Below are 18,516 nucleotides of genomic sequence, written 5' to 3'. Positions count from 1 at the left end.
CGGGGCCCGCTATCGGGTGGTGGTCCGTAAAAGCCTCCTTCCCTACTTTCAGGGCAGGGCTCCGGCAAAGTCGCGCAATTGCCGTTTCGGTGTCGCGAAAGCCACTTTCGGGACCTCTGGTGTCGCGAAAGTGGCTTTCGCGACACCGGGGGGGCGGCCGCGCTTGACGTCTGAGTCACGTTTGGTCGGGGGTGGGTAAGTCGGGTGGGGGCGGATCGGTAGTTGCTTGCCCACGTGTGGTCAGGCCGACGGCGCGGGGCCTCGGGCCTTGATTGACGGAGGATGGGGGACATCCGACGTCCCCGATCCTCCGTTGATCATGGTCAACTCGGTCGAGTGGGGAGGATGACACCGTTTTCAGCCAGTAGGCAAAGACAGGTCGGGCAGAAACCGAATCGCCACTCACGACGCGCTTGACCAGCTCTGCGACTTTGCCGGGACCCTACTTTCAGGGTAGGGAAGGAGGCCTTCACGGAGTACGAGGTGACCCCACGCTACCTTCGGCCAAGCGGCGAGGACGCTCCTAAGCCCTGAAACACAAGGTGCCCCACTGGAACCCCGCCCCGATCGCCGACACCACGAAAGTGTCACCCTGCCGCACCGAGCCCTCCGAGAAACCCTTGTGCAGCACGGTGAACACGCCCGCCGAACCGGTGTTGCCGAGCCGGTCGACGGTGATCGGCGCACGGTCCCGCGGCACACCGAGTTTGTCCATCGCCGCCCACAAGATGTTCAGATTGGCCTGGTGGAGGAAGAAGTGGCGCACGTCGTCCACCGACAACCCGGCCTGCCCGGTGGCGTTCAGGACGCTGTCCGGCAGGCATCGGGTGGCGGTGTCCCAGACGGCCCGGCCGTTCATCTTGAGGTAGTGCCGTTTGTCCTCGAACGTCGTCGCGCAGGCGGGTTGCCGCGAGCCGCCGGCCGGGATCTCGACGTCGTAGGACAATTCGGCGCCGAAGTCCCAGCCGAGCAGTCCGGTGCCGGGTGTCGTCGCCGGGGTCAGTACGGCGGCGCCCGCGGCGTCACCGAAGAAGACCCTGGTGGTGCGGTCTTCCGGATCGGTCACCCGGGACGCGCAGTCGGCCGCGATCACCAGGACCCGTTCCGCGGCGCCGGTCCGCACCAGCAAGGAACCGAGGAACAGCGCTTGGACGCCGTTCGCGCAGGCGGCCTGGGTGATGTCGAAGGTGAGTGCCCGGTACGCGCCGAGGGCCTCCTTGACGATCAGGGCCGTCGAGGGCAAGGGCTGGTCGTAGGTGTAGGTCGCGACGATGATCGCGTCGACGTCCCTCGCGGCGCACCCCGCCGCCGCGAGCGCGGGATGGGCGGCGGCCACGCACATGTCCGAAGTAGCGAGATCCGGGGCCAGCCGACGGCGTTCGCGGATCCCGGTGCGGTGGACGATCCACTCGTCGGAGGTGTCGAGCGTTTCGGTGAGCCGGCGGTTGGTGACGATGTCCGGTGGCAGGTGGACGCCGGTGCCGGCGATCCGCACGGGCAGCGAGGTCACGTGACCGTGCTCCGCTCCGGGCTGAGCTGGCGGTCGAGGTCGGTGTAGAACCGGCCGGACGCGCACGGCAGGTCGAGCAGGATGCGCCGCGCGGCCTCACCGCAGAGCGCGCCGCCGAGGGCGACCCCCGAAGCCAGCTGCGGCCAGCTGCTCAGCGTGCGACCGAGTTCGCCGAAGGAGGCGGCCAGTTCCGGGCTGATCCGGTCGGCGTCGACCATGGCCAGGATCAGTTCGACCTTCTCCTGATGGTCCAGGTCGGCGACGTCCACGGACTTGATGTCGCCGAGCAGGCCGTGCAGCAACGGCCGGTCCGGCTCGAGGTCGAAGCGTTCGACGTCGAGCATGCCGCGGTCGTTGCAGTCCATGACCACCGGGATGCGCAGGTCGCGGGCGTATTCGCGGGCCGCGACCTTGATCCACGGGGTGTCGCACTCCTCGATCAGGAGGTCGATCGTGCCCTGTCCGCCGGTGAAGAACGCCTCGATGTTGTCCTCGGTCAGGCCGCCCTGGTGGATCTCGATGTCGAGGTACGGGTCGATCTCGAACATCTGGCGCGCGGACAGGACCGCTTTGTTGACCCCGAGTTCGTGCACGCCCGCGCGCAGCCGGTTCAGGTTCGAGAGACTGAAGTCGTCGAAGTCCGCCAAGGCGTAGGCGCCGCCGATGCCTTCGAGCGCGAACGTGAGCGCCGCGCTGTTGCCCACCGAGAGACCGATGATCCCGATCCTCTTGCCGAGCAGGCGGCGCTGTTCCGGCCGGTCGACCTTGCCGCGGTTGCGATCCGTGCGCACCAGCCGGAACTCGTCGCGCGGCAGGACGTGCACGAGCCGCCGCGACCACGGGTACCAGACCCAGGTGCCGTACTCCCAGTCCGCCGCCCCGGCGAGTTGTTCCCGTTTCCTGGCCCCGATTTCGGCCGTGTCCCGGCACGACGGTTCGCGGCTGCGGACCAGTTCGGCGAGTTGCTCGTCGATGGTGTCGTGGACTTCGCGGACGTCGCCGGAGGCCAGTAACGCCGTCAGGACCGAAAAATCCGCCGGGTCGCGGGGTTCGAGCAGCGTCGGCCGCCACAGGTCGCGATCGGGTGCGGAGATATCGGTGAGCGCGGCGGGTACGGGCCTGCCCGATGATGACCCGGCGGCGAGGGAGGCCGGAGCCGAAGCGGCGGCCTGCGGGAATTCGTCCCGCAGCCTGCTGACGAGATCGTGGTGCCGCCCGGCGCCGTCGGCGACGCGGTGGAACATGATCACGACGTCTTCGGTGTATCGCTCGACATAGCGCCGGGTTCCCGGCATCCCGCGAAAGCCGAACTGTTCGTGGAAACGGTCCTGGCCGTCCTTCGTCCCCGACGTGCCGATCATGGCCCGGGCACCGAGATGGTGCGCGGCACCGATCGCGAGCGCGTTGAGGTACTGCCCGAGCCCGAGCTTCCGGGACCGATGTTCGACGACGAGCCTGCTGTGCTCGAAGACGTGACGGGGCTCGACGCCCTGTGCGGCGAGCAATTCCTCGTACCTTTCGGTGCCGAGGTAGGCCCGTGACTGGAAGCTGTCGCCGGTGGCGGGGGTGGAGAGCCGGATGTAGCCGAGCGGCGGGCCGTCCGGATGCTGCCGGGCGATGAAGTGCCAGGCCCCGAAGTCGAGGTCCTGGTCGTCGGCGTGCGAACCGTCCGCCTGCCGGAAGGCCGGACGACGGCCGCGGTCGAACAGGATCCGGGCCCGGAGTTCGCGCACGGAGTCGAGCAGGCAGGCGTCGGCCCCGAGGAACGCGGCGACGATCCACGGGTGGTTGAGATCCGTCAAGTGGTGCCTTTTCTGAGGAAGATGCCGGAGTTCGGCGAGAGAATCGTGGGATTGGTCCGGAAATTCGGAGAAAATCGAAGGGTTCCGGACAAACGAGACTGTAGCAGCGAGTTGATCGTCCATCACTGAATGTATGCATGTCAGGGAAGGCGCACGATCGGGTTCAGTAATCGTTTACTGTTGCAGCGCTTGACGCTCCGTCACGATGAGCGCAACCAGATCTGATGAAGCTCGCCGGGATTCCTACCCGATGGTGTGACAGCCCGTTTCATAGCGAAAGCAGCTCAAACCTCGTCGTGTGACAGAGGTCACACGACCATGATCACCAGGTGGGATGCGTGGACACGCCGCCGTCCACGGTCAGGTTGTGTCCCGTGATCCATGCCGCGAGCGGCGAGGCGAGGAACAAACACGCGTTCGCGACGTCGGCTGGAGTGCCGAGCCTGCCGAGTGGGGCGGCCTGTTCCCAGCGGCGGACGCCCTCCGGCCAGGCCTCGCCGAGTCCGGGACGGTCGATGAGCCCGGGGGAGACGGTGTTGACGCGGATGCCTCGCGGGCCGTATTCGAGTGCGGCGGCGCGGGCGTGCACGACCAGGGCGGCTTTCGCGCTGCTGTAGTGCGCGTGCCCCGGTGCTGGCTGGGCCGCCTCGATCGAGGCGATGTGGACGACGCTGCCGCCGTTCATCACCTCGGCCGCGGCCTGCGTGCACGAGAACGCGCTGGTGAGGTTCGCGTCGAGGACGGCACGCCAGCTTTCCGCCGACATCCCCGGCAGCGGCTCGACGGGCTGCGCGCCGGCGTTGTTGATCAGGGTGTTTAGCCGTCCGGTCCAGGCCGCGGCGGCGGCCACGAGCCGTCGGCACTCACTGTCGTCGGTGAGGTCGGCGGTGAACGCGGCGGCGCTGCCCCCGGCCGCCTCGACGCGTTCGACGAGGTCGAGCGCCGAGGCCTCGGCATGGTGGTAGTGCACGGCGACGGCGCTGCCCGCTTCGGCGAAGCGCAGGGCGATCCCTTGGCCGATGACGCCGCTCGCGCCGGTGATGAGCGTGGTGGTGCCGGTCAGGTCCATCGGTCTCCCTGTCGGTTTCGCAGTGCACGCACGCCCGAAACGGCGACGCCCGCCCGCGCGACGAGGCAAGAGAGATTGTATCGGGTCAGGACCACCGCGCCCGCCGGTCGGCCTGGTCTACGTCAGCCGGTGACCACGCGGCCGCTGGGACGGCGCGGAAAGGGCCAAGACCTCGGGTTCGGTCGAGGCGCAGCAGCCACCGGCCGACGGCTGATCCGGCTCGTCGAACAGGCCCGACCCGCCACACACCCCGGTTTCGGCAAGGCGCAGTTCGACCCGGTCCGCCGCGGCGTGGTCGCCCGCGAGCCGGGCGGCGATGCTGCGCACCTGTTCGTAACCGGTCGCGGCCAGGAAGGTCGGTGCCCGGCCGTAGCTCTTCATCCCAGCCAGGTAGAAGTCCCGCTCCGGGTGCGCGAGTTCCTTCGCGCCGTGCGGGTAGACCGTTCCGCACGAGTGCACGTTCGGGTCGATCAGCGGGGCCAGCGCCACCGGCGCCTGCAATGTCGCGTCCAGGTCGAGACGGATTTCCGAGAGCCAGGTCAGGTCGGGGCGGAAGCCGGTCAGCGCGATGACCTCGTCGACCTGCTCGATCCGTTGGCCTGCCGAGGAAACCAGGGTCAAGCCGCCGTCGCGTTCGACGGCCTCGGTCCGGAAGCCCCGCACCACGGAGACCAGTCCGGACTCCACGGCCTCCTTGGCGCGGGTGCCGAGCGCGCCGCGGGCGGGCAACTGGTCGGCGTCGCCGCCGCCGAACGCGTTGCCGACCGAACCGCGGCGCAGTACCCAGCTGATCCGGGTGTCGTCCAGCGCGGACAAGGCGACCAGCGCGGTGAGCGCGGAATGTCCGCTGCCCGCGACCACGACGTGCGCGCCCGAGAACCGTGCCCGGACGGCTTCGTCGCCGAGATCCGGTACACGGTAAGAGATCCGGTCCGCCGCGGCGCGTTCCCCGATGGCGGGAAGCCCTTCGCCGCCGAGCGGGTTCGGTGTCGTCCAGGTGCCGGACGCGTCGATCACCGCCCGTGCCGTGATCCGTTCTTCGGTGCCGTCGGAAGCGCGAACGTAGACGGTGAACGGCTCGTCGTCCCGGCCGCTGTCCACGACGCGGTCCCGTCCGCGGCGGGCGACTCCGGTCACTTCGGCGCCGAAGCGCACCCGGCCGGTCAACGCCTCCGCCAGTGGGCGCAGATACGAGTCCGCCCATTCCTCGCCGGTCGGGTACGTCTCGCCGTCCGGACGGTCCCAGCCGCGCGCCTCCAGCAGCCGGCCCGCCGCCTGGTCGACGAGTTCGGACCACGGCGAGAACAGCCGCACGTGACGCCACCGCGCGACGGCGGCCCCGGCTCGCGTGCCGCTTTCGAACACCAGCGGTTCGAGTCCCCGTTCCGCCAGCTGCGCGGCCGCGGCCAGGCCCACCGGTCCGGCGCCGATCACCACTACGGGCAGCTCAGTCATTTCCGGGACACCTTTCATCGATGAACTTCGATCGAGTAGTCGTCCGGACTGTATCGACGACGGTCGATTGACGCAACCATCGATCCTGGTCGATACTGGGTCGATGACCAGCGTCGCCCCTGTGCTCTTGCCCGACCGTGAAGCCGCGACCTACGCCGAATGGTTCGCCTGCCTGGCCGAGCCGACGCGCGTCAAACTGCTGCACGTGGTCGCGACGGCGTCACGGGGTCTCACCGTCGGCGCGCTGACCGAGGTCCTCGGGACCAGCCAGTCGACGTGTTCCCACCACGTGCGCAAACTGGCCGAAGTCGGCTTCCTGCGGCTGCGAAAAGAGGGAACGGCGACGGTCGTGACGATCAATCAGGCTTGCTGCAGCGGGCTTCCGCACGCGGCCGACGCGGTGATGGGCCTGCTCGCCCCGCGTCCGTGCTGCCCCGACGACCTGCCCTCCGACGTCGCCGTCCGCGCCGCGGCCGAGGACGACTGGGCCGCGGTGCGCCGGATCTATGGCGAAGCGATCGCCACCGGTCTCGCGACCTTCGAGACCGAGGTGCCCGGCAAGCGGACGCTCGACCGGAACTGGCTGCCGGAGCATCGCTGGGTGGCCGAACTCGACGGCGAGGTCGTCGGGTGGGCGGCGGCGTCCCCGGTGTCGGATCGCCAATGCGACCAGGGTGTCGCCGAAACGTCCGTGCAGGTCGCCGAAGGTCATCGGGGCCGCGGCGTCGGAAAGGCCCTCGTTCACCGGCAGGTCACCGAGGCCGACTCTGCCGGCCTCTGGACGCTTCAGGCCTCGGTCATCACGGAAAACCGAGGCGGTATCGCGTTGCTTCACAGCGCCGGCTACCGGACGGTCGGCGTCCGCGAACGCGTCGGCAGGCTCGAAGATGTTTGGCACGACACCGTTTTCCTTGAACGGCGAAGCCCGGTCGTCTAGAAAGCGGGGAGAAACCCTCGATCAAGCGACTTCCGTCGGCAGCGGTGGCACCACACATTGGTCTAGACTTTTTATTCCTCAGTGTGGTGAAAGGGACCGGTCCATGCGTGGAACAACGGTGTTGCCGAGGACGCCTTGCCTGCAGCCGAAGGCGGGGGAATTGCCACTGCACCGGCTGGAAATCCGTGCGCCGGACGCCCTGCCGTTCACGGTCGGCACCTTCGACACGATCGGACCGATGTCGCGGGCCGCTTTCCCGCATCGGCACACTTTCTACGAAATCGTCCACGTCACCGGCGGTACCGGTGACCACGTCGTCGATTTCACGCGCTGGGAATTGGGGCCACCGCAACTCGCGGTCATAACACCGGGGCAGGTGCATCATTGGGATGCCCACGAACTCACCGGATTCGTCGTGTTGTTCACCGACGACTTCCTTCTCGAACATCCGGCCGACCGCGAAACCCTGCGACGGCTGAGCCAGCAGCCGTGGCGGCTCGGCGAACGTGCCGCCGAGGAAACGACACGGCTGGTCGCCGAATTGGACGAAGAATTCCGTTGTGGCGGGCAGGGCACCGATTCGGTGCTGCGTGCCCTGATGCACGTGCTGATCGTGCGGGCGGGACGGCTTCCGGGACTGGCGGACACCCGCCCGCCTGCCAGGGCGCAGTCGGTGGGAACGGAATTCACGCGACTGCTCGGCAGGCCCGATCTCGGGCTCTGGTCGGTGGGCGCGCTCGCGGAACGCATCGGCGTCACCCCGGGATACCTGACCGACGCGGTGAAGACGGCGACCGGCCGGACGGCGGCGCAACTGATGCGTGAGGCCAGGACGCGGGAGGCGAAACGGTTCCTGCTCGGCACGGATCTCACCGTGCGGCAGGTCGCCAGCCGGGTCGGCTTCGCGGATCCCGCCTATTTCTGCCGGTTCTTCCGGCGGGAGACCGGATTGAGTCCCGGCGATTACCGGCGGACGGGCGACGCGTCCCCGGAGATTCACCACGACTGACCATGCCAGTCCATCGTCCGCAGCTGATCTTCTCCATACCGTCGAGGGTGATTCCCGAAGCCCCCACGAGGAGCAGGTATGGACGAAGAAAAGAAGCTCAGCCGAAAGACTGTCCTGAAAGCCGCACTCGCCGCGGGCGTCGTGGCACCGATCGCGCTGATCGGCGGCCCCGCCCTCGCACGCACCACCGTCGCGAGCGGCCAGGTACCAGAGCTGACCCCGTCCTGTGACGACGGCGACGACCCGACCCCGGCGCAGACCGAAGGTCCTTATTTCAAGCCGAATTCTCCGCAGCGCACCTCGCTGGTCACGCCGAACACGCAGGGCACGAGGCTCACCGTCTCCGGTTACGTCTTCGGTCTCGGCTGCCTGCCGATCGCCCGTGCGCTGCTGGACTTCTGGCAGGCGGACGTCAACGGCGCCTACGACAACGTGGGGTACACGTTCCGCGGTCACCAGTTCACCAACGACCAGGGCGCGTTCACGCTGAGCACGATCGTGCCCGGCCTGTACCCGGGTCGTACGCGGCACATCCACGTCAAGGTCCAGGCGCCGGGCGGGCGGGTGCTGACCACGCAGCTCTACTTCCCCAACGAGCCGCGCAACAACACCGACACGATCTTCGACCCGCGGCTGCTGATGACCGTGCGTGACGCGCCTCCCGCCAAGCAGGCCGCGTTCGATTTCGTGCTCAACGTACCGCAGACGTCGACCACCCGGCCGACCAGCACGACGCGGACGACGTCGAACCCGCCAACCACCTCGACCTCCAACCCGCCCGGCGGGACGACCTGGGCGGCGGGAACCGGCTATTCCGCGGGCGCCCGGGTCACCTTCAGCGGTCGCGGTTATGTGTGCTTGCAGGGGCACACGGCCCAGCCTGGCTGGGAGCCGCCGTCCACGCCCGCGTTGTGGCGCGCGGAGTGACGAACAACCGCTGCGGAGGGAGATAAACGCGGGTGGATTCCCGCCGCCGGGACCCACATCCCGGCGGCGGGGGTCCACCCGCTTTTCGCGGGGTGGGGTTTTCCCCCGTCCGAAGTCGGAGCTCTGCTACAGCGCGCCGCCGCCGATGCGCGGGTGATGATCGCCTACGACATCGAGCGAAGGAACGAACGACATGGCAGACACGAAAAAGCGCTGGGGCAGACGGGGACTGGTGGCGGCCGCGGTGGTCGTGACGGGAGCGGTGCTCGCGCCCATGGCGAGCCCGGCTTTCGCGAGTACGGCGGAGACGGCCGCGGCCTGGCGGGACCCGGTGCGGTCGTTGGATCGGGCGGCGCATCCGTTGTTCTCGACCGAGCCCGGCCGGAACACCGTCGACCTGCGGGCCCTTGGCGCGATGATCGGCGGCGCGAAGGTCGTCGGCCTCGGTGAGGCCACCCACGGTTCCCATGAGTTCTTCTCCATGAAGGAGCGGGTCTTCCGCCACCTCGTCGAAGAGAAGGGGTTCCGGGCCTTCGCGCTGGAGCTCAGCTGGTCCGCCGGTCTCGAGATCGACGAGTACGTCCAGACCGGCCGCGGGGACACCCGTGCGATCGCGAAGCGGACGCTGACCGGATCCCCGTGGGATCGCGAGGAGTTCGTGAGCCTGATCCGGTGGATGCGCGACTACAACCGCGCCCACCCCGGCCGCACCGTGCACTTCGTCGGCGACGACCTCGGCGCGCCCTCGGTGAACGACGCGTTCTTCGCCAAGATCACCGACTACGTACGGCAGCACCACCCGAAGGCGCTGGCCCGGCTCAACGGGCTGTACACCGGCCTTCGCCCGATCGACGACGCGTTCGTCTACCTCCGCAAACCCCTCGACGAGCGACAGCGGCTCGCAGGCCAGGCGGAGCAGGCCTTCGAACTGATCGAGGGCCTGACGGGCACGGACGCTCTCGACTGGACTCAGCAGCACGCCCGGTTCGTCGCGCAGACCGCCCGGTTCCTCGCCGTGGACCTCGCGGACCCGAAGTCGCTGCCCGCCGCGCAGGTCCTGCGTGACCGCGCGATGGCGGAGAACGTCGCCTGGTGGCAGCGGCGGACGGGCCACAAGGTCCTGCTCTCCGCGCACAACGGCCACGTGTCCTACGTCACCGACAACCCGGGGCTGTACCCGAAGACCCAGGGCGCCTTCCTGCGCGAGACGTTCGGCCGGGACTACCTGCCGATCGGTTTCAGCTTCGACAAGGGCTCCTTCCTGTCCAAGGACACCGCGGTGGGCGGGGACTGGAAGCGGTTCTCCGTCCCGTCCGCGCCGTCCGGCTCGAACGAGGACACCCTCGACAACGTCCGCTTCCAGGACTTCTACCTCGACGTTCGCACCGCGCCGCCCGCCGCGCGCGCCTGGCTGGACACCGCCCGGCCCACCCGCACCATCGGCACACAGTTCCCCGTCGATCCCGCGACGATCTCGCTCGGCCGTTCCTACGACGTCGTCATCCACCTGCACGACGTGCGTCAGGCCGAGCCGAGGAAGTAGTGAAGGCCTGCCGCCTACCTTCAACTACCCGCCGATGTGGCCCCTGGTGACACTGGGACAATCGTCACGTCGACCTCGGACCCGTCACCTGACACGACACGTTGCCCTTCCCGTCAACTACCCGGTTTGCCTGGCGTGCCGCGGCGGATCTCGGTAGTAGTCGGATGTGTTCGCTTTCGCGGCACCTTGTTCCAGTACCCAGCGGAGGAAATCCCTGATGTTCAAACGGATGCTCAGCGCCTTCGGGGTCGGCGGCCCGTCCGTCGACACCGTGCTCGACTCACCGCACGCCGTACCCGGCGAGGTGATCACCGGCCAGGTCCGCATCCAAGGCGGTTCGAGCGACGCCCAGATCGAGGAGATCCTGCTTTCGCTGGTCACCCGGGTCGAGGTCGAGCACGGCGACCACGAGCGTGCCGGGACCGCGGAGTTCCTGCGGGTCAGCGCCGGCCGGAAGGTGCGGGTGGCCGCGGGGGAGCTGACCACGGTCCCGTTCCAGATCGCGCTGCCGTGGGAGACGCCGATCAGCGCGGTCGGCGGACGTGAGCTGCCGGGCATGGTCGTCGGCGTGCGGACCGAACTCGTCATCGCGGGCGCGCCGGACAAGGGCGACCTCGACCCGGTGCTGGTCGGACCGCTGGAATCGCAGGACCGGGTGCTGGAGGCGTTCGGCGAACTGGGCTTCCAGTTCCGCAGCGCCGACGTCGAAGCCGGGCGCCTGCACGGCGTCCGGCAGGAACTCGGATTCTTCCAGGAGATCGAGTTCTTCCCGCCGTCGCGCTACGCCGGCCGTGTCAGCCAGGTGGAGCTGACCTTCGTCGCGAGTCCTGGCGAGCTGGCGGTGGTGCTGGAGGCCGACAAACGCGGTGGCATGTTCCGCTCCGGCGGAGACACCTTCGGCCGCTTCCACGTCTCGCACGAGGAGGCCCTGCGCACCGACTGGGCCGCGGCCATCGACGGCTGGCTGGCCAACGTCGCCGGGTCCGGCGGCGGGCACGCCATGTTCGGCGGTCATCAGGGACACGACTACGACGACCACGGTCACCACGGCAGGCGTGGGCCGGGGATGGGCGGTGTGGTCGCCGGTGCCGCGGCCGGTGTGGTCGGCGGCATGATCCTCGGCGAGGTCATGGAAGACGTCTTCGACGGCGGAGACGAGGGCTTCGAAGAGTGACGCCGGTTCCGGCAAGTACATGAAGGCCCCCTTCCTCGCGCCTGGCGCAGGGTCCCGGCAAAGTCGAGGTCTTGCAGGCCAGGCGGTTCTTCGTCGCTGAGTAAGGCTGACGATGGAGGAATGGGGACGTTGAATGTCCTCATTCCTCCATCGTCGCGGGATCACACCGGTTGCGAAGCTTGACCAACAGAGGTTCAGGGACATACCCACTCGGCCCCTGCAGGCACTAACAAGGTCAAGCCCGGACTACCAGCAGCTTTGCGACTTTGCCGGTACCTTGCGCCTGGCGCGAGAAGGGGCCTTCATGTACTTGAAGAACTAGGGGTCAGCGAAAGGTCAGGGTCACTCAGGTGTACCAGGTGGGTTCCGGGATTTCGTTCGACAGCGCGTAAGCCCCGACCTCGCGGCGCTTGTAGGCCACCGGGTCGTGGAGCGAGTGCGTGCGCAGATTCCGCCAGAAGCGGTCCAGCCCGTATTTCGTGGCGCTCGCGCGGGCGCCGGTCAGCTCGAAGACTTTCGTGCCGGTCTCGAGTCCGGTGTCGATCACGCGCTGCTTGGCGGCGGCGATGAGGACAGCGATTTCGCCGCGTGCCTCGGGCGTGAGTTCTTCGCGCGGCGCGTGCAGCACGGCGGAGATCGCCGCTCCCGCCTTGTCCACGAGCGCTTCGGCGGCCCACAGCTTCGACTGGAGCTCGCCGTAGCCATCGAGGATGTACCACTCTTCGCTGGAAGACGCCTTGTTGTCGCCGCCGTACGGCCACGCGCGGGTGTGTTCGCGGGTGTACTCCAGCGCGGTTTCCAGCGCTCCTTGTGCGATACCGAGATAGAAGTTGGCGAACACCAGCTGAATCGCCGGGACGTTGAGTGTGTTGTAGGTCAACGGGTGGAACTTCTTGTCGACGTAGCCCGCCGCGCTCGCCCACGGGACGCGTACGCCGGTGATGGTCACACTGCCCGACTCGGTGAGCCGCTGGCCGATGTTGTCCCAGTCGTCGTGGAACACGATACCGTCCTGTTTGGACGCAACGATGGCGAAAACGTGGTCTTCGGTGCCATCGAGGACGCCTTCGAGCACGGTCAGGTCGGAGACCTTGCCGCCGGTGGAGAACGACTTGTGTCCGTTGTAGACGATCTCGTCGCCGTCCTCGGTGATCAGCAGATCGGAATCACGCGGGTTGACCGCGCCACCGAACACGAAGTTGTTCCGCGTGTACAGCTCTTCGACCGCGGCGATCTGCTCCTCGGTCGCCACCAGTCGCGCGGCCCAGGCCCAGAGGTAGTGGTAGCCGAGTACCTGGCCGATCGACCCGTCGCCGCGCGCGACCTCGCGGGTCACGCGATAGGCGGTCTCCCAGGTCTGCCCGCCGCCGCCGTGTTCGACCGGGCCGAGCAGCGTCACCAGGCCGGAATCCTTGAGCAGCCGCACTTCCGTGTAAGGCGTTTCGTTCTTCCGGTCGCGCTCGGCCGCGTCCACCGCGAGTTGCGCGGCGACGTCCTTCGCGACGGCCAGCCATTCCGTGGCGGACCGGACCCGGTTCTCGGTCGTGGTCATGCTGAATTCCGTTCTGTGCGAGGGTGAACGGGAATTTCGGGCAGGGCGGAGCGCCCGGAATTCCCGGGTGGTTCTCAGAGTGAGCGCGGAGACTGCTTCAGGCCGGACAGAGAGTGCCTTCCATGCGTCCGAGTAGAGCAGTGGCACTACGGGGTGTCAACGAACGTCCGCGCTCTGAGACCGGGGTAATCTCCGGGCGTGCCGGATCACGTTGACCACATTCTCCGCCAGTGGGCCGAAGCCCGTCCCGACCTCGACGTCTCCCCGATGGCCGTCATCGGGCGGCTGACCAGGCTGACCCGGGTGCTGGACGGTGAACTGCGCAAGACGTTCGCGCGGCACGACCTCGACCGGTCCTCGTTCGACGTACTGGCCACATTGCGCCGTGCCGGCACACTGACCCCGGCCGACCTGATGCGTTCGGCGATGATCACCTCCGGCGCGGTCACCCAGCGGCTCGACCGCCTCGAAGAACGCGGCCTGGTGGTCCGCGCGCCCGACGAGACGAACGGCCGCCGCGTGCTGGTCGACCTCACCGAGCGGGGCCGCGAACTCATCGACCGGGCGCTGCCCGACCACGTCGACACGGAGCATCGTCTCCTGAGCGCGGTCAGCCCCGGGGAACGGGACGAACTGGCCGTCTTGCTGCGAAACCTGTTGCAGTCACTGGGAGACGTCGCCCTGGAGGACTGACACCCGCTGCTCTGAGGGAACCCGTTTGACTTAGCGCTAAGCATTGAATAGCTTAGCGCTAAGAGGTTCGCGGGGCTGTCCCGCTTGCCGCAGGGGTTTCTTCGTCATGCTCGTGAATCGAGAGAAAAGAAAATGGTCAACCGAACCGAAAGCGCGCATTCCACCCTGAAGGGCTGGGCCGGGGTCGCCGCGATCACCGCCAGCCTGTTCGTCTTCCTCACCACCGAACTGATGCCCGTCGGCCTGCTCACGCCGGTGAGTTCCAGTCTGGGCATCTCGGTGGGCGTCGCCGGCCTGATGGTCACGCTCTACGGCGTCTCGGCAGGCCTTGGCGTGCCGTTCATCGTCGCGTGGACGCGGCGGATCAACCGGCGCGTCCTGCTCTCCACGTTGCTCGCGATCCTGGCCGTCGGCAACCTGATCACCGCCCTCGCGCCGAGCTATCCGCTGGTACTGGCGACGCGGCTCGTCATGGGCTTCGCCAACGGGGCGTTCTGGGCCATCGGCGTCGGCATGGCGATGCGGATCGTCCCGGACCGCCACGCGAACCGGGCGGCGGCGGTCGTGATGTCCGGTATCTCGATCGCCACGGTGCTGGGCATGCCGCTCGGCACCATCCTGGAAAGCCTCACCGGGTGGCAGACCACGTTCCTGATCTGGAGCGGGCTCAGTGTCCTGGTCTTCCTCGCCGTCGTCATCCTGGTTCCGTCGCTGCCTTCGGCGAACGCCGTTTCGGTCCGCGAGGTCTTCAGCCTGCCGCGGGTGAACGTCCGCCTGCGCTCGGTCCTGATCACCGTGGTGTTGTTCGTGCTCGGGCATTTCGGCGTCTACACCTTCATCCGTCCCTTCCTGGAAGGCGATTCCTCGGCGTCGCCCACCTTCATCACGGTGTGCCTGGTCGTTTTCGGCCTCGGGGGAGCGGCAGGGAACTTCGTCGCCGGCTATTTCGTGTCGAAGAACGTGCTGGCGAGTTTCACGGTCGGGGCCGTCTCGCTCGTGGTGTCGCTGGTACTGCTGCTCACCATCGGCCATGGCCAGGCCGGGGTGATGATCGCGCTGGTGCTCTGGGGTTTGTCCTACGGTGTCGTGCAATTGAGCCAGCTCACCATGACGCAGCAATCCGCACCCGACACGTTCGAGGCCGCGATGTCGCTCAACACTCTGGCGTACAACACTTCCATCGCACTCGGCGCGTTGTTCGCGGGACTGCTGGCGGACAACGCCGGCATCACCAGCGTGGTGTGGTTCGGCGCGGTGCTGACCGCGGCTTCACTGTTCTTCACGGTCGGCACCCGCCGGGTCAGGACCTAGCGTCAGAACCAGTGCAGGCAATGCGGGGAACGTTCGGCACGGAAGAGGGCGTCGGCGAGCGCGGGTGCGTCCGGGCGGTGGGCCCGGACGTGCCCGGCGCGAATGAGCTTGCTCGGGGTGGTTCCGCCGAGATAGATCGAGCCGAGGTCGCTCACGTCCAGGGACAGTCGGGCTCCAGGTTCGTCGGGACGCACTCGGCCTTGCCCTCCCGGACGGGTCAGCAGACAGCGGCCGTGCTCGCCGAGCGCCGGGTCGTCGACGTCGAGGACGAGCTCGCCGTCGGTGAACCAGCCACGCGAGGTGAGCGCGCGAGGGATGTCCAGCAGCCGCACCCAGAGCCAGTCGGTGTCTTCGCTGACCTCCGCGGCACGGAAGTCCTCGAGCTGCCAGAGCAGCGCCTCCGAGGCCAGCAGGACGGAGACGTCGTAGTCCTCGTCGGTGGTGGCACGGATCTCCCTCGGCACAGTGCATCGCCGTCCCGTGGCCGGGTCAAGCGCTTTGCCGGGCCCGGCGCGGGGTTTCGCCGAGTTCGGCGAGCAGGGGATCGGGAAGAGTGTGGCCATCGACCTGACCGAGCCAGGCGGCTCGACCAGGCCCAGGGTCGGCCTCACCGCGTGGCGCCTGCGCGGCGGGTGAGGCACTACTCAATGATCTTCGCCGGATACTCAAAAAACGCCTTCGGCCGTCATGAACATAAATAGGTAGCCAACGCGAACTTTCGTCGGTTTCCGGCTTCCCTTGGCACGACACAGAATCAGCGCGTTCGTCCCCACTGACGCGGCTGTGAACCGGCCGCAGAAATGAGTCGGAACATGCGACTGCGCTCCCTCGTCCTGCTGGCCGGCACCGCCTTCATGGCGTTGCTCGGCTCGACCGCCCCCGCCGCGACCGCCGCCGAGCCTTCCGGCGCGCAGCCGATGATCATCGGTGGCCAGTACGCGCAGAGCGGTCCCTGGGCGGCCCGGCTGTTCGTGAACGGCCAGCAGAACTGCAGCGCGACGATCATCGCGCCGCAGTACATCCTCACCGCGAAGCACTGTGTCGCCGGCAGCGGCAGGTACACCTTCCGGATCGGCAGCCTCGACCAGCAGAGCGGTGGCACCATGGCCACCGGGTCGACCATCACCCGCCACTCGGGCGCGGACCTCGCCATCGTCCGGCTTACCAGTTCGGTCAACGCCACCTACGCGCCGCTCGGCACCACGAGCAATGTCGCGGTCGGCCAGAACGTGCAGGTCTACGGCTGGGGCGCGACCAGCCAGTGCGGTTCCGAGATCAACTGTCAGTCCCGTTACCTGAAGGTCGCCACCGTCCGGGTGAACTCGGTCAACTGCGGCGACTACCACGGCGGCGTCGCGGTGTGCGCGAACCGCGTCGACGGCATCACCGCCGGCGGTGACTCGGGCGGCCCGATGTTCTCCGGCGGCCGCCAGGTCGGTGTCGCCTCGACCAGTGACCGGTCGAACAACACCGCCTACACCAACATCACCCGCTACCGCTCGTGGATCCAGCAGGTCGCCGGCGTCTGACCCCGGTGAAAACGGAGCCCTCCCCGGCGCGGTCGGGGAGGGCCCCGTTCGTGGTGAGGAAATCACCGGCACGGTAATGGCTGACTTATTTGTCATCTGATACCCAACTCGGGGGCGATCGACGCGATAATGTGGCGGTCGGCGCCGGTGGGTCGGCGCCGTGGACCTTGGGAGGGGGCCAGTGGCGCAATCGACGCAGGCTCTCGACCGCACGATCGTCGTGGTGGACGTCGAGGGCTTCACCTCCCCGGACCGGAACCCCCTTGACAGGCTGGCCGTGCGCCAAGGCATGTACGAGGTGCTGAAGACCGCGTTCGGTGAGAGCGGTGTCGATTTCGATTCCTGTGCGGCGGAGGATCGCGGCGACGGCGCGCTGATCCTGTTACCGCCCGGCACGACCAAAAGCCTCGTCGTCGACCGGCTACCGGACCGCATGTCGGTCGCCCTCCTCCGGCACAACCACACGCGGACCCCGCAGGCGCAGATCAGGCTGCGAGTGAGCCTCAACTCCGGTGAAGTGCTGAACGACGGGAACGGATGGGTCGGCGAGGCGGTCGACACCGCTTTCCGCATCCTGGACGCCCAACTGGCGAAGGACGCGTTCGCGAGATCCGGCGGTATGATCGCTTTCATCTCTTCGAAGCGGTTTTTCGACGACGTCATCGCGTCGGATCCTGGCCTGTTGCCCGAGTTGTACCGGCCGATACCGGTTTCGGTGAAGACTTTCACCGGAACGGCTTATTTGCGACTACACGGCGAGCTCGTCGAGCCGGTTCCGAAACTGCGCGCTTTCGAACCCGAACCGTCGGTTGGCCGGCTTCCCGTCGACTCGAACGGCGATGTTCTCGATTTGATCCCCCGCAAGGATCTGGTGGATTTGCACCGCCGGTTGACCCAAATGGATGTCCCCCATCTGGCGGTCATGATGAGTCGTGCGCTCGGACCCGCTATTCCGGTGCCCCGGTTGGACGGTGTCACCGACGCCTGGAGCGCGTTCCGTCTGCTCGCCGACTTCAACGCGGGCCCGGACGGAATTCCGCCCTCCGTAACGTTTCTGAGACTGCTGGCCGAACACGTCGGCGGCGAGGTGGGGGCCATGATCCTCAGCTGGATCGACGGCCAGGCTCGGTCGTTGCGCATCGTGCCCGCACTCGGTCATCAACGGCAGAGCAGGCCGCCGATTCCGGAAAACCCCCATCTTCATTTACTGATCATGCTGGAACCGGTTTCCGCGGATCCGACGCGATGCACTCTCGCATTCTGGCGTCAGGATGACCCGGAAGTGTGGCCTCCCGCGCTGGCCGGAGTTCGGGAAATCGCGATAGACAGGGTCGAGTTCGAGGTCGATGACGTCATCCTGGAGACTGAAGGAGTCTGGTCCGGTCAGAGCGTGTCCGCGTCGGTGGAATTCCTGTTGCCGCGCGCCTTGATCACCTTGCCGGTCCAGCGGTGGTCCAAAGAACACGGGACCGGCAGGCCACAGCCGCTGCGGTACGGGTACCGGCTGGGAATAAGATCACTGGAGAGGATGCGGGCGAAGCATTGGCATCGCGAATGGCGCGTTCGCTGGGACTCGATGGCGAAAGACCCCTCACCCGACCGGCTGCATTATTCCGGGGGCGCGGAGTCCGGGGATCACCCGATCGACGCGATACTGAGCGACGAACACTGGGTCGGAGTGGTGCTGGCGAAACCACCGTCCCCCCAAGCGGAACCGGATGCCGCACCGGACGAGTTGACGAGCGCCCTCCGCAGCGGCCTGCCGGTGATCCTGTGGCATCCGGACGCCGAGCCGGAGAGTCTGCGCGAGCTGCTGGACTGGGTATTGGGCACGAAGCACGGTTTGCGGGAACTGCCGCATCGCCGCAAACTCGCGAATTCGGGCGCGGCCGTACCGGTCAAGAAATCGCTGGCTCACGATCTGGTGGTAATATGGGACGATCCGGAGCGTGTAATTGTTCTCGACCAACCGTTGATCCCGACTCGACCGTAGGGGGATACCGCG

The 18,516-nt window shown here is 67.6% G+C and carries 16 protein-coding genes; 10 read left to right on the top strand and 6 right to left on the bottom strand.

Annotated features, from left to right (window positions below; translation table 11 throughout):
* Positions 1 to 523: 523 nt before the first annotated feature.
* From ACM6LR_RS35375 to ACM6LR_RS35360, 4 genes are all read right to left on the bottom strand, one after another.
* The gene (locus ACM6LR_RS35375) at positions 524 to 1,510 is read right to left on the bottom strand and encodes a 3-oxoacyl-ACP synthase III family protein (RefSeq protein WP_414945344.1); all 987 of its coding nucleotides are present in this window, start codon (positions 1,508 to 1,510) and stop codon (positions 524 to 526) included.
* A complete protein-coding gene (locus ACM6LR_RS35370; protein WP_414940007.1) occupies positions 1,507 to 3,312 on the bottom strand; it encodes a ThiF family adenylyltransferase in 1,806 nt (601 codons plus the stop codon). Before ACM6LR_RS35370 ends, ACM6LR_RS35375 begins: the two co-directional genes overlap by 4 nt.
* 322 nt (positions 3,313 to 3,634) lie before the next feature.
* Complete coding sequence (locus ACM6LR_RS35365) at positions 3,635 to 4,381, bottom strand: SDR family NAD(P)-dependent oxidoreductase (RefSeq protein WP_414945343.1); 747 nt, start codon at positions 4,379 to 4,381, stop codon at positions 3,635 to 3,637.
* Positions 4,382 to 4,498: 117 nt separating this feature from the next.
* Positions 4,499 to 5,836 (bottom strand): FAD-dependent oxidoreductase, encoded by a 1,338-nt coding sequence (locus ACM6LR_RS35360; protein WP_414940005.1) that lies wholly within the window; start codon positions 5,834 to 5,836, stop codon positions 4,499 to 4,501.
* Between the two features lie 103 nt (positions 5,837 to 5,939).
* Between ACM6LR_RS35360 and ACM6LR_RS35355 the strand changes: the two genes are divergently transcribed.
* From ACM6LR_RS35355 to ACM6LR_RS35335, 5 genes are all read left to right on the top strand, one after another.
* On the top strand, positions 5,940 to 6,773 hold the full coding sequence (locus ACM6LR_RS35355; RefSeq protein ID WP_414940004.1) for a helix-turn-helix domain-containing GNAT family N-acetyltransferase: 834 nt from the start codon (positions 5,940 to 5,942) through the stop codon (positions 6,771 to 6,773).
* Between the two features lie 103 nt (positions 6,774 to 6,876).
* Positions 6,877 to 7,782 (top strand): AraC family transcriptional regulator, encoded by a 906-nt coding sequence (locus ACM6LR_RS35350; RefSeq protein WP_414940003.1) that lies wholly within the window; start codon positions 6,877 to 6,879, stop codon positions 7,780 to 7,782.
* A 78-nt stretch (positions 7,783 to 7,860) separates the two neighbouring features.
* Positions 7,861 to 8,709 carry a carbohydrate-binding protein gene (locus ACM6LR_RS35345; RefSeq protein WP_414940002.1) on the top strand — a complete coding sequence of 283 codons (849 nt, stop codon included), beginning with the start codon at positions 7,861 to 7,863 and terminating at the stop codon, positions 8,707 to 8,709.
* A 193-nt stretch (positions 8,710 to 8,902) separates the two neighbouring features.
* Positions 8,903 to 10,252, top strand: a complete 1,350-nt coding sequence (locus ACM6LR_RS35340; protein ID WP_414945342.1) for an erythromycin esterase family protein — start codon at positions 8,903 to 8,905, stop codon at positions 10,250 to 10,252.
* A gap of 217 nt (positions 10,253 to 10,469) precedes the next feature.
* Positions 10,470 to 11,426, top strand: a complete 957-nt coding sequence (locus ACM6LR_RS35335) for a sporulation protein (RefSeq protein WP_414940000.1) — start codon at positions 10,470 to 10,472, stop codon at positions 11,424 to 11,426.
* Between the two features lie 346 nt (positions 11,427 to 11,772).
* On the opposite strand, the gene ACM6LR_RS35330 is transcribed toward ACM6LR_RS35335, so the two are convergent.
* Positions 11,773 to 12,978, bottom strand: a complete 1,206-nt coding sequence (locus tag ACM6LR_RS35330) for an acyl-CoA dehydrogenase family protein (RefSeq protein WP_414939999.1) — start codon at positions 12,976 to 12,978, stop codon at positions 11,773 to 11,775.
* 198 nt (positions 12,979 to 13,176) lie between these two features.
* On the opposite strand from ACM6LR_RS35330, the gene ACM6LR_RS35325 reads away from it, so the two are divergent.
* Together ACM6LR_RS35325 and ACM6LR_RS35320 are read left to right on the top strand one after the other, a co-directional pair.
* Complete coding sequence (locus ACM6LR_RS35325) at positions 13,177 to 13,671, top strand: MarR family winged helix-turn-helix transcriptional regulator (RefSeq protein ID WP_414939998.1); 495 nt, start codon at positions 13,177 to 13,179, stop codon at positions 13,669 to 13,671.
* Between the two features lie 132 nt (positions 13,672 to 13,803).
* The gene (locus ACM6LR_RS35320) at positions 13,804 to 14,982 is read left to right on the top strand and encodes an MFS transporter (protein ID WP_414945341.1); all 1,179 of its coding nucleotides are present in this window, start codon (positions 13,804 to 13,806) and stop codon (positions 14,980 to 14,982) included.
* Positions 14,983 to 14,984: 2 nt separating this feature from the next.
* On the opposite strand, the gene ACM6LR_RS35315 is transcribed toward ACM6LR_RS35320, so the two are convergent.
* On the bottom strand, positions 14,985 to 15,446 hold the full coding sequence (locus ACM6LR_RS35315) for a sterol carrier protein domain-containing protein (protein ID WP_414939996.1): 462 nt from the start codon (positions 15,444 to 15,446) through the stop codon (positions 14,985 to 14,987).
* A gap of 16 nt (positions 15,447 to 15,462) precedes the next feature.
* On the opposite strand from ACM6LR_RS35315, the gene ACM6LR_RS35310 reads away from it, so the two are divergent.
* The 3 genes from ACM6LR_RS35310 to ACM6LR_RS35300 all read left to right on the top strand — a co-directional run bounded on the left by ACM6LR_RS35310 (position 15,463) and on the right by ACM6LR_RS35300 (position 18,504).
* Positions 15,463 to 15,618 carry a hypothetical protein gene (locus ACM6LR_RS35310; protein ID WP_414939995.1) on the top strand — a complete coding sequence of 52 codons (156 nt, stop codon included), beginning with the start codon at positions 15,463 to 15,465 and terminating at the stop codon, positions 15,616 to 15,618.
* A gap of 176 nt (positions 15,619 to 15,794) precedes the next feature.
* The gene (locus ACM6LR_RS35305; protein ID WP_414939994.1) at positions 15,795 to 16,511 is read left to right on the top strand and encodes a S1 family peptidase; all 717 of its coding nucleotides are present in this window, start codon (positions 15,795 to 15,797) and stop codon (positions 16,509 to 16,511) included.
* Between the two features lie 181 nt (positions 16,512 to 16,692).
* Complete coding sequence (locus tag ACM6LR_RS35300) at positions 16,693 to 18,504, top strand: hypothetical protein (protein WP_414945340.1); 1,812 nt, start codon at positions 16,693 to 16,695, stop codon at positions 18,502 to 18,504.
* Positions 18,505 to 18,516 lie beyond the last annotated feature (12 nt).

The sequence above is a fragment of the Amycolatopsis sp. cmx-11-32 genome, assembly GCF_047608695.1.
Taxonomy (GTDB): Bacteria; Actinomycetota; Actinomycetes; order Mycobacteriales; family Pseudonocardiaceae; genus Amycolatopsis.
Note: the sequence above shows the minus strand (reverse complement) of the source record. Positions and strands in the feature narration are given on the sequence as shown.